This is a genomic window from Salinicola salarius, from assembly GCF_002179555.1.
Classification (GTDB): Bacteria; Pseudomonadota; Gammaproteobacteria; order Pseudomonadales; family Halomonadaceae; genus Salinicola; species Salinicola salarius_A.
On record NZ_NHOU01000014.1, the window covers coordinates 43,090 to 55,336 of the forward strand.

A 12,247-nucleotide genomic window follows, 5' to 3' on the forward strand; every position below is an offset into this window, starting at 1 on the left:
AACGCTGAAAGAAGAGAGCCCTGTGGGGCTCTCTTCTTTTTTCGGTATGATGCTGGTTGGCTTGACGATTTCGGCGGGAGCGATGACATGATGCGATATGGTGAACGATGGCGGACATGACCTGGCTGATCGGTATGCTGCTGTTCGTCTCCCATGTTGCGGGCATCGTTACGGCAGTGGTGGCGCTGATGTCGAGCCGCACTTCTCAAGGCGCCGTCGCATGGATCGTCACGTTGATCAGCTTCCCTTACATCGCCGTGCCCATTTTCTGGACTTTCGGTCGTCCGCGGTTCTACGGCTATGTCTCCGCTCGGGGCGAACGCGATACCGTGCTTCGCCAGGTGCTGCAGCGCTATCGTCCGCAGACCGAACCTTACATTTCCCGGCCGGAGACCGTCAGCGGGCGCATTCGCGCCGTCGAGGAGCTGGCACGGATGCCGATGACCCGGGGCAATCGGGCCGAGCTGCTGATCGACGGCGACGAGACTTTCGAAAGCCTGTTCGATGGCATCGATCGTGCCGAAACCTACATTCTGGTCCAGTTCTTCATCGTCCGCGCCGACGAGATCGGCATGGTCTTCAAGCGGAAGCTGATCCATCAGGCCGAGCGTGGCGTCAACGTCTACTTTCTCTATGACGAGATCGGTAGTCGAGGGCTATCCGGTGGCTATCTACGGGATCTCGAAGAGGCGGGCGTCCGCGTTTCGGCCTTCAATTCGTCTCGCGGTTGGCGGCATCGTTTCCAGATCAATTTCCGCAACCATCGCAAGATCGTGGTGGTCGACGGGCGCGAAGGGTGGACCGGCGGACTCAACGTGGCCGACGAATACCTGGGACGCGTCGAGCGATACGGCAAATGGCGCGACACGCACCTCAAGCTCCAGGGACCGAGCGTGCTGGCATTGCAGGAAGCCTTCTGGGAAGACTGGTACTGGGCAACCGGCGATATTCTGGCACTGGGCTGGAAACCCCAGCCCGTATCGGGCGTGTCCCAGCACGTTGCCGTCGTGCCTTCCGGGCCGGCCGATGGACGCGAAACGGCAAGCCTGCTGGTGCAGCATGCCATCCACGGGGCCCGGCACCGTCTTTGGGTGACCAGCCCGTATTTCGTTCCCGATCATGGCGTTCAGGATGCACTGACGTTGGCCGCGTTGCGGGGAGTCGATGTGCGAGTACTGATACCCGAGCGGCCGGACCATCTGCTGGTGTTTCTCTCGGCGTTTGCTTTCTTGCCGGAGATGATTCGTAACGGTGTTAAAATATACCGTTATCAACCAGGTTTCTTACACCAAAAAGTCCTACTCGTGGATGACCATACATCAATGGTAGGAACGGTCAATCTCGACAATCGGTCCTTTAGGCTGAACTTCGAGGTCACTGCTTACATATCCGATAAGATCTTTGCCGCTGCAGTATTCGATATGCTCGAGAAGGATTTCTCCAACAGCCGCCAAGTCAGCCAGCGAGAGCTTGCCGAGCGTCCGCTCTGGCGCAAGCTGCTCTCGCGGGCCACTTACTTACTGTCACCCGTACAATGATGACGCAGCCTTTACTACCGGCTTGGCAGCCGTGTAGCAGAATGGATGCCGGAGGCTTCATTGAATCTTGAAACCAAATGGCTCGAAGACTTCGTTGCCGTAGCCAATACGCGCAGTTTCTCGGGATCCGCGCGTCAACGACATGTCACGCAACCGGCTTTCAGCCGTCGGATTCGCTCGCTGGAGCAGGCGATCGGGGCCACTCTGGTGGACCGCTCGACGACACCGGTCAGTCTGACACCGGAAGGCCAGCTCTTTCTGGTCACCGCGCGCAACATCGTCGAGCAGCTCAACGATAGCCTGGCCCATCTTCGCGGCCTGGCAATGGACAACGAGGCGCTGGATATCGTCGCCGCGCATTCGCTGGCACTGGCCTTCTATCCACCCTGGATTTCACGCTTGCAGAAGGGGGTAGGTGAACTGCCGACGCGCCTGGTGGCGATGAATGTCGGCGATGCCATCCACGTGCTGCGCGAGGGCAATTGCGATCTGATGCTGGCGTATCACGATCCCTATGCCACCATGCAGCTGGACGCGGAGATATTTCCCTCGTTCTCCATTGGTCAGGTCAAGATGCTTCCCGTGAGCGTGCCGGACGCTACCGGCGGGCCGAAATTTTCCTTCGATGAAGAAGGTGCGATACCGTTTCTCTCTTACACTCAGGGCGCTTTTCTTGGCCGCAGCGTACGCATGCTACTCAAGAACGAGCCTGGGCGCATGCGATTGAAAACGGTCTATGAAACCGCGATGGCAGAAGGGCTCAAAGGGATGGCGCTTCAGGGTGTCGGTCTCGCATGGATACCCGATTTCTGCATTCGTGACGAACTGGCCAACGGCAAGCTGGTCCGTGCAGCGGGGGACAGTTGGGATATCCCGCTGGAAATTCGCCTCTATCGTTGCTCGCTGGTACACAAGCCCGGCGTGGAGAAGCTGTGGCGGCGGATGATGAAGCTGCCGAGCGACTTCTTGCGGGCCTGAGTCTTGCGGGCCTAGGCCGAGCCACGTCGGGAAAGCGCCCAGCGTCGGGGATTTGCCTTATGGGCTGGGTACGGCCGCGATCTCGTCTAGACTGTTGATGTATCGACAAAACAGCCCATGACCAGTGATTCCCGGAGTTCGTCTGCACCTCGCCGGGTGACAGCCAACAACAAGGAACCAACGTGACAGCCCTCCATTCCAACGCCATCTCCTTCTTCAAGTACTGGGTCGCCGTGGTCCGCGATTCCGTCAAGCTGTGGCTCGATCGTAATGCCTTCAGCTATGCCGGTTCGCTGGCGTTCTACACGCTCTTTTCCTTGGCACCGACGGTGATCATTGCGGTCAGCGTGGTCGGATTGTGGTTGGGTGAAGATGCTGCCCGCGGGGAAATCGTGGCGCGGTTGCAGAATACTCTGGGGCCTTCCGCAGCCAACGCGATCGAGGATGCCGTAGCGCAGTCCAGTATCGAGGCTTCAGGCATTCTGCCCACCATCATCGGCTTCGTGACGCTGCTGATTGGTGCGACCACGGTTTTCGGCCAGATGCAGTTCTCGCTCAATACCATCTGGGGCGTCGCGCCCAACCCGGACCGAAACAGCGTTCTACTGTTTGCCAAGAAGCGCCTGCTATCCATGGCGGTGGTACTGGCCATTGGCTTCGTGCTGATGGTGTCCCTGGTGTTGGGCGTGATCCTGCGGGTGACCTTCGACTACGCGGGTGACTGGGTGCCGGGCAGCGTATTCCTGCTGGACACGGCCCAGTTCGTCCTGTCCATCGTGGTCGTGACGCTGTTTTTTGCCGCGATTTTCAAGGTGTTGCCAGATGTCGTGCTTTCCTATCGCGATGTGCTGCTGGGTGCTCTGGTGACGGCGGTGCTGTTCATCATCGGGCGCAATGCCATCGCCGCCTATCTGGCACATACCGCAACGGCATCGACCTATGGGGCGGCCGGCTCGGTCGTGCTGGTTCTACTATGGGTGTATTACTCATCGCTGATTCTGCTGTTTGGCGCCGCGTTTACCCGGACGCATGTCCTTGCCAAGGGCGGTCATATCGTGCCTCGCAACACGGCGGTAGTGATACGCCATGAAGTGATTACAAAGGAGAATTCATCTCATGACCCATCGGACGATCAAGGCTCGGGTGAGCGGGCGAGTGCAAGGCGTGAGCTATCGTGAGCATGTGCGTCGCCATGCGGAACGCTGGGGCATCACCGGACATGCGATCAACCTCGAGGATGGCCGGGTCGAAGTGGTTGCCTGCGGTGAAGCTGTCGCCATCGCCGAATTGATCGATCAGCTGTGGGAAGGTTCGCCAGCGGCCGACGTGACCGACGTCGCCGTGGAAGAAGCCACGTTCGCGGCGCCGGCGAGCTTCACTACGGGCTGAAGCCGAACGGCAACGAACTCGCCCGATCGCCACGAATAGCGACCGGGCGAGCGCGCATCAGGGAGATGGGTAGGTCGTGAGCGTTTCGACGATCCAGTCGATCACGCCCGGGCCGTTGGCGCTCAGGCAGACCTCAGCCGCCGTACCCTGCGACCAACGCGTGTCCACGAACTCGCGCTGCTCCGGCGCCATCACCGTCTGGCCTTCGGCCAGCCCATCGGTAACCACGCTCAAATGGCCTCGTTCGACGCTGAAGAGATCGGGTCGAAGTAGCCAGACCAGCGCGCAACTGTCGTGGGGGCAGCAGCCATCGATGCCCAGCGCCTGCTGGTAGAACTGGCGGTAGAAGGCATAGCTTTCATCCAGCACCTTTCCCAGCGCCCCTTGGGCTTCGACGATCCGCGCCATGCTCTGCGGGTCCAGCACGCAGCGATGCGTCGCGTCCAGCCCGACCAGCGTAAGCGGCCAGTCCGCCTGCAGGACCCTGGCGGCAGCGTGAGGATCGTTGAAGATGTTGGCTTCCGCGACCGGCGTCACGTTGCCGCCTTCGCGAATCGAGCCCCCCATCACCACCACTCGCTTGACCTTGTCGACCAGACCGGGGTCGAGCTGCAGCGCAGCAGCGAGATTCCCCAGCGGCCCGACGGCCACCAGAACGACTTCACCAGGGCGGGCATTGACCTGGTCGACGATGAACTGGGCGGCGCTCTGTTTCAGCGCCTGTGTCGTGATTTCGGGTAGCGCGATATTACCCAGGCCGTTGTCTCCATGGATGTGACCCGGCGGCGGATTCTTGCGCTTGACCATGGGGCCCGCCGCGCCCTGAGCGACCGGGATCGATTGACCGGCCAGCTCGGCGAGCAGCAGCGCATTGTGAGTCGCGACCTCTATCGTGACGTTGCCGAAAGTCGTCGTCAGCCCCAGCAGTTCGATCTCGGGGTGAGCCAACGCGATGGCGATGGCTTGCGCGTCGTCGACGCCGGGATCGGTGTCGAAAATGATGGGTATGGGCATGCTAGTTCCTGGGTTCGATCTTGTTGCAAGCCAGCCAAGGCGCTGGCCATGAAGGGTTGATGATCATCGATGACGGCCCTCGATCAGCCGCTCCGTTGCTCGAGGGTGAGGGCAGGCAGCGTCGTCAGCGCCTCTTCGACGGCGGCGACGATGGGGATGCTCGGCTCGGCGCCGGCCTGCTGGACGCACAGCGCCGATGCGGTCGTCGCCAGACGAAGAGCCTGCTCGATGCCGTCGCCCCGTTGCCTGGCCGCCATGAAATAGCCGATGAAGGTGTCGCCGGCAGCGGTCGTGTCGACGGCCTCCACGCGATGAGCGGCCAGCGTCACCCGCTCGCCACGGTACTGATGGCAAACGCCCTCGCTACCCAGCGTCAGCACGATCTCGACGTCCGGCAGCCGTGTCGTCAATGCTGCCAGCAGGGTGTCGGCATCGGCGTTTTCGTCCTGCGCCACCAGCGCTGCCGCCTCGCCACGGTTGAGAAACAGGATCCGGCAGAGCTCCAGCGGCAGGTCGACGACATCGGGGGAGAGCGGTGCGGGATTGAAGGCGACGGAAAGTCCGCGCTCTGCCGCGAGACGCAGCATACGCTCAGCGGCGTTGCACTCGTTCTGCATCAGGACCCAGTCGCCGGATTCGGCAGCATCGACCAGCGCGCTCAGACGACTCTCCTCGAAGCCGTGATTGGCGCCGGGGTGGAGGATGATCGCGTTTTCGGCAGCGTCATCGACCTGAATCAGCGCATGACCGCTGGCTCCGGCAACCAGTTCGACATCGCTCACCTCGACGCCCGTTTCGATCAGCGGGGCCAGCGCCCAGCGGTCGGCCTCGCCGAGGCGGCCCCAATGGACGACGCGCCCGCCGGCACGTGCCAGTGCCAACGACTGGTTGGCTCCCTTGCCCCCCAGGACCTGATGCAGGCTGGTGCTGGAAAGCGTCTCGCCGGGCCGAACCAGGTGGGGAACCCGATAGACATGATCGATATTGATGGAGCCGTAGTTGTAGACCGCCGGTGTTTCGTGTGCCATTTCGTTGCTCCTCAAGCCAGCCAGCCGCGCAGATTGTCTGCCGTCAACTCGACGACGCGCTGACGCGCTTCCGGCGTGATCCAGGCATTGTGAGGGGTCACGATGAGATTGAGCGGCTCGACGAGCGCGTCGAGCAGCGCATGGCCTTCGCGCGGCGGCTCGCTGGGCAGGCTGTCGACGGCCAGGCCGCCGAGACGCTGATCCCGCAGGGCGGCCAGGGCGGCGGCTTCATCGATGATACCGCCGCGAGCGCAGTTGATCAGCAGCGCATCGGGCTTCATGGCGGCCAGCGTAGCGCTGTCGACGAGGCCGCGCGTCTCGTCGGTCAGCGGGCAGTGCAGGCTGAGAACATCGGCGGTGTCGAGCAGCGAGGCAAGCGCCGGGCGGGAATCGTTGGCCTCGTTACCGGGGCGGGCACTGAACGTGACCCGCATGCCGAACGCTTCGCCCAGCCTGGCCACGGCGGTGCCGAGGACGCCACTGCCGACGATGACCAGATGCTTGCCGGCGAGCTGCAGCGTACGCTGATCCAGCAGGCAGAAAATGTCGCTACGCTGCCAGGCGCCAGCCTTGACCTCGTTCTGGTAAAGCGGGAGCCGGGCGGCCAGCGCCAGCATCAACATCAGAGTATGCTGCGCAACGCTCGCCGTACCATAGGCAGAGACATTGCGCACGACGATTCCCCGTCGCTCGGCGGCTGCCATGTCGATATTGTTGGTGCCGGTCGCAAGTACGCAGATCAGCTTAAGTTCCGGCAGCGCATCGATCAGTTCGGCATCGATGACGACCTTGTTGGTCAGGGCGATCGTGGCACCGGTCAGGCGCTTCCGCGTCTGCTCGGGCGAGGTGAGCTGATGGACATCGAGATTCTCGACGAGGGCGCGAATCGGGGTGAGATCGACATCGTCACCCAGTGAGGCGGCATCCAGAAGAACGGCTTTCATGCTTCTTTTTCCTTGTCTCTTTCCTGTCTCGAATCGCATGGCATGACAATCGCTGGCGTGCGAACGACGACATTGGCGTTATCAGCCGGTAATATTGCCCGCGACCGGCTGCTGCGCGCTATACTATGCGGCTTTCGAACGCGGCTTGGAAAGCGCGACGCTAGGTGCCGCCTCGGTCGCCTTCGAGATCGACCCAAAGACGTGCTTGAAAAGGCGGAAGTAGCCCCGATTTTCAAGAACGGTTTGAAACGCGGCGCCCCCATCAGTCGTGGTGGCAGGGCAACGCGCAGAGGCTCCGGTGACGGGGCGCGTCGATAGCAGGGCAGTGCCGAAGCATGAAGCGGCGCTATCCCGTATAGAGTGATGAAACCATGCCCATCTACGAATATGAGTGCAAGGCCTGCGGCCATCGCCTGGAAAAACTCCAGAAGCTCAGCGCGGCGCCGCTGACCGACTGTCCGGCCTGCGAGCAGTCGGAGCTGTCCCGTCTGGTGTCGGCAGCCGGATTCCGGCTGGCCGGGGGCGGCTGGTACGAAACCGATTTCAAATCGGGCAGCAAGAAAAATCTCGTGGGCGATAGCGCCAGCCCCGCACCGGCAGGCGATAGCGGCAGCAAGTCGAGCGGCGACAGCAAAGCCTCAGCCTGAGTTACAGTCTTTACCAATCTAGGATCCAGCATGCGCAGTCATTATTGCGGCCAATTGAACGAGTCATTGATCGATCACGAAGTCACGCTATGCGGGTGGGTGCATCGCCGCCGCGACCATGGCGGTGTCATTTTCCTCGATATGCGCGATCGAGACGGTGTCGCTCAGGTGGTGGTGGATCCCGATACCGCAGAAGCGTTCGCCAATGCCGACCGCGCGCGTAGCGAATACGTGCTGCGTATCGTTGGCCGTATTCGGCTGCGCCCGGAAGGCACCCAGAACCCCAACATGCCCACCGGCATGATCGAAGTGCTGGCCAAGCAGGTCGATGTCCTGAACACCGCTGCCACGCCGCCTTTCCAGCTCGACGAGCATGGCAAGGTGGGCGAGGAAGTCCGGCTCAAGTATCGCTACATCGATCTGCGCCGTCCGGAGATGATCGAGAAGCTGCGCCTGCGTTCGCGGATCACCCACAGCGTGCGGGCGTATCTTGAGGAGCAGGGCTTTCTCGATATCGAGACGCCGATTCTGACCCGCGCCACGCCGGAAGGTGCGCGTGATTACCTGGTGCCGAGCCGGACTCACGACGGTCACTTCTTCGCGCTGCCGCAGTCTCCGCAGCTGTTCAAGCAGCTGCTGATGGTGTCCGGTTTCGATCGCTACTATCAGATCGCCAAGTGCTTCCGCGACGAAGATCTGCGTGCGGATCGTCAGCCCGAGTTCACCCAGATCGACATCGAAGCCTCGTTCATCGACGAGCAGGACATCATGGGCACCACCGAGCAGATGGTGCGCCAGCTGTTCCAGGAAGTGCTGGACGTCGCGTTGCCGACGTTCCCGCGCATGCCTTACAGCGAAGCGATGCAGCGCTATGGCTCCGACAAGCCGGATCTGCGCATCCCGCTTGAACTGGTGGATGTCGACGACCTGATGCAGTCGGTGGACTTCAAGGTCTTCTCCGGCCCGGCGAAAGCGGAAGACGGTCGTGTGGCCGCGCTCAAGGTCAGCGGCGGCGCCAAGCTGTCACGCAAGGAGATCGACGACTACACCAAGTTCGTCGGCATCTACGGCGCCAAGGGGCTAGCCTGGATCAAGGTCAACGAGCGCGCCAAGGGGCTCGAGGGTCTGCAGTCGCCGATCGTCAAGTTCATGGAAGATATCGTCGAGCAGCTGCTGGATCGCGTCGGGGCGGAAGATGGCGACATCATCTTCTTCGGCGCGGACAAGGCCCGCATCGTCAACGAGGCGATCGGCGCGCTGCGCGTGAAGCTGGGCGAAGATCTCGATCTCTATACTGCCGAGTGGGCGCCGTTGTGGGTCGTCGATTTCCCGATGTTCGAAGCGGACGATAACGGCCGGCTTTCGGCGTTGCACCATCCGTTCACCGCGCCGTCGTGTTCGCCGGAAGAACTGCAGGCCTCGCCGGCCACGGCGCTATCGCGCGCCTACGATATGGTACTGAACGGCACCGAACTGGGTGGCGGGTCGATTCGTATCCACGACCAGGCCATGCAGCGTGCCGTCTTTGAAGTGCTCGGCATCGGCAAGGAGGAAGCCGAGGAGAAATTCGGCTTCCTGCTCGACGCGCTGCAGTTTGGTGCGCCGCCTCACGGCGGCCTGGCCTTCGGTCTCGATCGTCTGGTGATGCTGATGACCGGCTCGCGTACCATCCGCGATGTCATCGCCTTCCCCAAGACGCAGAGCGCCGCCGACCTGATGACCGATGCCCCCGGCGAAGTCAGCAGCCAGCAGCTCCGGGAGCTGCATATCCGCCTGCGCCAGAAGGCGAAGCCGGACAGCGCCGGCGAATAACGAGTCTCGTGGTCAAAGATGCCGGCGCCCCCAGGGGCGCCGGCGTCGTTTCGAGGGGCATTGCTGGGTGCGCGTTCTATCCTGGCATGCTCGGCGATGTATTCCTTGGTGTCGATCGGAGCGGTTCATCGATATCGATCGGAGAGAAGCATGGCAATGACGATTTACGGCCGGAGGGTCGGGGAGTTCAACACGTGATTCTGCTGGGTATCGACCCCGGTTCACGGGTGACCGGCTATGGCGTGATCGATGTCGCCGCCAAGCCGCGCTATGTCGCCAGCGGCTGCATTCGCATCGAGGGCGCGGATCTCGCCCAGAAGCTGGCGCGGGTCTATGCCGGCGTCAGCGAGTTGATCGGCCTCTATCGGCCGGCGGAGTTCGCCATCGAGCGCGTATTCATGGCCAAGAACGCGGACTCCGCGCTCAAGCTGGGCCAGGCCCGCGGCAGTGCCATCGTTTGCGCCGCCAATCATGGCCTCCCGGTGCATGAATACGCCGCCCGTCAGGTCAAGCAGGCGGTCACGGGCAATGGCGGTGCCGAGAAAGCCCAGATCCAGCATATGGTGATGGCGATACTCTCCCTGGAAGCGCCACCGCCTGCCGACGCCGCCGATGCGCTGGCCATTGCGCTGACCCACGGATATGCCTGTCAGGGATTGTTGGCAGTGTCTCCCCAGCGTCGCGGAAAGACGTCGCGAGGCGGGCGGTGGCGAGACTTCAGGCCCGATGATTAGAGGCAATGAAGGTAGCTAGTCAGTTGAATCGGCGATGCGTATAGTGGACGCCGTCAGAGTAAGGATACGGATGGCATGATTGGACGTTTGCACGGCACGCTGCTGGAGAAACATCCCCCCTGGATCGTCATCGATGTGCATGGTGTCGGTTATGAGCTCGAAACCTCGATGACCACACTGGTCTCGATGCCCGGCGTGGGGGAAGAGGTGCGACTCTACACGCATCTCAGCGTGCGGGAAGACGCCCACCTGCTCTACGGCTTTGCCCGCGACGAAGAACGACAACTGTTCCGGGCGCTGATCAAGGTCAATGGTGTCGGGCCCAAGCTGGCACTGGCCATTCTGTCGGGGATGGATACCGACGCCTTCATACACTGCGTGATGGAAGGTGACAGCAAGGCGTTGACCAAGCTGCCCGGCGTCGGCAAGAAGACGGCGGACCGGCTGATCGTCGAAATGCGCGATCGTTTCCCCCACTGGCAGGAAGGCCAGGGGTCGCTGCTCGAGGGTGACTCCGCCATGACCAGGCGCGCGTCCGATCCGCAGGCGGATGCCGAGGCTGCGCTGGTCACGCTGGGCTACAAACCCACGGAAGCGTCACGCATGCTTTCCGGCCTGGACAAGACCCTACCGACCGAAGCGCTGATCAAAGCGGCGCTGTCACGCCAGCTGGCTGGATAACGCCCCCATGATTGAACCCGACCGTCTGATCGCGGCACCGCCGCAACAGGGCGAGAAGCAGGTCGACCATGCGATTCGGCCGCGCCGACTCGGTGACTACATCGGTCAGCCGCGAGTGCGCGAGCAGCTCGATATCTTCATTTCCGCCGCGCGCCAGCGGGGCGACAGTCTCGATCACACTCTGGTTTTCGGCCCGCCCGGGCTGGGCAAGACCACGCTCGCCAATATCATCGCCGCCGAAATGGAGGTCGACATCAAGTCGACCTCCGGTCCGGTACTGGAGCGGGCCGGCGACCTGGCCGCCATGCTCACCAACCTGCAGCCGGGAGATGTGCTGTTCATCGACGAGATTCATCGTCTCTCCGCGGCGGTGGAGGAAGTGCTCTATCCGGCGATGGAGGATTTCCAGCTCGACATCATGATCGGCGACGGTCCGGCCGCGCGATCGATCAAGCTGGATCTGCCGCGTTTCACGTTGGTCGGGGCGACCACTCGCGCCGGGCTGTTGACCTCGCCGCTGCGCGACCGATTCGGCATCGTCCAGCGTCTCGAGTTCTATGCCATCGACGAGCTGACCGAGATCGTCACCCGCTCGGCGCGACTGCTGGGCGTTCAGGCGGATGTCGCTGGGGCCCGAGAGATTGCACGCCGCGCGCGTGGCACGCCGCGGATCGCCAACCGCCTGCTGCGGCGGGTGCGCGATTTCGCGGAGGTCAAGGGCGACGGCAAGGTCAGCGCTCCCGTCGCCGACCAGGCGCTGAACATGCTCAATGTCGATAGTCACGGGCTCGATCACATGGATCGCCGGCTGCTGCTGGCGATGATCGAGAAATTCGATGGCGGACCGGTCGGGGTCGACAGTCTCGCGGCGGCCATCAGCGAGGAGCGCGACACGATCGAGGACGTCATCGAACCCTATCTGATCCAGCAAGGGTTCATGATGCGTACCGCCCGAGGCAGGATCGTGACTCGCTCCGCCTATACCCATTTCGGCATCGTCCCGCACGAGCATGTGCTGGGCGAGCCGGCAGCCCGAGCCGGCATGTCCCGCGACGACGGAGCCGGCAATGCGTGAGTTCACCCTGCCGGTGAAAGTCTACATCGAAGATACCGACGCCGGCGGTATCGTGTACTACGTTAACTATTTGAAATTCATGGAGCGTGCGCGTAGCGAATGGCTCAACGCGCTAGGTTTCGGTCAGCGAGGGTTGATCGAGCAGGGCGTGCAGTTGGTCGTCCATTCGTTGAACTGTCGCTATGCACGTCCGGCCAGACTCGACGATCGACTGGAGGTAACAGCCAGCGTCAGTCGTGTTGCTGCCTGTTCGTTACAATTCGAGCAGGCAGTTCGGTACGACGGGGATACATTATGCGAAGCAACGGTCGATATTGCCTGTGTCGACGCGCAACGCCTGAAACCGATACGTTGGCCCAGCGAACTACGCGCGGTCCTGACGTCCGACATTCCAAGCCAGTGATTCG

Annotated in this window: 13 protein-coding genes; 10 read left to right on the forward strand and 3 right to left on the reverse strand. The window is 62.2% G+C overall.

From position 1 onward, the window contains the following. The first annotated feature begins 107 nt into the window (after positions 1–107). The 4 genes from cls (at position 108) to CCD76_RS11835 (ending at position 3,905) form a co-directional block, all read left to right on the forward strand. Entirely contained in the window at positions 108–1,538 is a 1,431-nt protein-coding gene (gene cls, locus CCD76_RS11820) for a cardiolipin synthase (protein WP_373419418.1), read from the forward strand. A gap of 60 nt (positions 1,539–1,598) precedes the next feature. Further along, complete coding sequence (locus tag CCD76_RS11825) at positions 1,599–2,516, forward strand: LysR substrate-binding domain-containing protein (protein ID WP_087719709.1); 918 nt, start codon at positions 1,599–1,601, stop codon at positions 2,514–2,516. Between the two features lie 182 nt (positions 2,517–2,698). Further along, on the forward strand, positions 2,699–3,694 hold the full coding sequence (locus CCD76_RS11830; RefSeq protein WP_256961287.1) for a YihY/virulence factor BrkB family protein: 996 nt from the start codon (positions 2,699–2,701) through the stop codon (positions 3,692–3,694). Then, a complete protein-coding gene (locus CCD76_RS11835; protein ID WP_256961288.1) occupies positions 3,681–3,905 on the forward strand; it encodes an acylphosphatase in 225 nt (74 codons plus the stop codon). The genes CCD76_RS11830 and CCD76_RS11835 overlap by 14 nt, the downstream gene beginning before the upstream one ends. A 57-nt stretch (positions 3,906–3,962) precedes the next feature. Here the strand turns inward: CCD76_RS11835 and CCD76_RS11840 are convergent, their stop codons facing one another. The 3 genes from CCD76_RS11840 to CCD76_RS11850 all read right to left on the reverse strand — a co-directional run bounded on the left by CCD76_RS11840 (position 3,963) and on the right by CCD76_RS11850 (position 6,891). Beyond that, positions 3,963–4,919: a nucleoside hydrolase gene (locus CCD76_RS11840; RefSeq protein ID WP_087719711.1), complete on the reverse strand. Its 957-nt coding sequence runs from the start codon at positions 4,917–4,919 to the stop codon at positions 3,963–3,965. 83 nt (positions 4,920–5,002) lie between these two features. Next, entirely contained in the window at positions 5,003–5,947 is a 945-nt protein-coding gene (locus tag CCD76_RS11845) for a ribokinase (protein ID WP_087719712.1), read from the reverse strand. Between the two features lie 11 nt (positions 5,948–5,958). After that, positions 5,959–6,891 (reverse strand): D-2-hydroxyacid dehydrogenase, encoded by a 933-nt coding sequence (locus CCD76_RS11850; RefSeq protein WP_087719713.1) that lies wholly within the window; start codon positions 6,889–6,891, stop codon positions 5,959–5,961. A gap of 371 nt (positions 6,892–7,262) precedes the next feature. Between CCD76_RS11850 and CCD76_RS11855 the strand changes: the two genes are divergently transcribed. The 6 genes from CCD76_RS11855 (at position 7,263) to ybgC (ending at position 12,243) form a co-directional block, all read left to right on the forward strand. After that, the gene (locus tag CCD76_RS11855) at positions 7,263–7,538 is read left to right on the forward strand and encodes an FmdB family zinc ribbon protein (RefSeq protein WP_087719714.1); all 276 of its coding nucleotides are present in this window, start codon (positions 7,263–7,265) and stop codon (positions 7,536–7,538) included. A gap of 30 nt (positions 7,539–7,568) precedes the next feature. Continuing rightward, positions 7,569–9,350, forward strand: a complete 1,782-nt coding sequence (gene aspS, locus CCD76_RS11860) for an aspartate--tRNA ligase (protein ID WP_087719715.1) — start codon at positions 7,569–7,571, stop codon at positions 9,348–9,350. A 194-nt stretch (positions 9,351–9,544) separates the two neighbouring features. Further along, complete coding sequence (gene ruvC / locus CCD76_RS11865) at positions 9,545–10,084, forward strand: crossover junction endodeoxyribonuclease RuvC (protein WP_256961289.1); 540 nt, start codon at positions 9,545–9,547, stop codon at positions 10,082–10,084. A gap of 75 nt (positions 10,085–10,159) precedes the next feature. Continuing rightward, on the forward strand, positions 10,160–10,765 hold the full coding sequence (ruvA, locus tag CCD76_RS11870; RefSeq protein WP_087719717.1) for a Holliday junction branch migration protein RuvA: 606 nt from the start codon (positions 10,160–10,162) through the stop codon (positions 10,763–10,765). Between the two features lie 7 nt (positions 10,766–10,772). After that, complete coding sequence (ruvB, locus tag CCD76_RS11875; RefSeq protein WP_087719718.1) at positions 10,773–11,840, forward strand: Holliday junction branch migration DNA helicase RuvB; 1,068 nt, start codon at positions 10,773–10,775, stop codon at positions 11,838–11,840. After that, positions 11,833–12,243: a tol-pal system-associated acyl-CoA thioesterase gene (ybgC, locus tag CCD76_RS11880; RefSeq protein WP_087719719.1), complete on the forward strand. Its 411-nt coding sequence runs from the start codon at positions 11,833–11,835 to the stop codon at positions 12,241–12,243. The genes ruvB and ybgC overlap by 8 nt, the downstream gene beginning before the upstream one ends. The last annotated feature ends 4 nt before the right edge of the window (positions 12,244–12,247 follow it).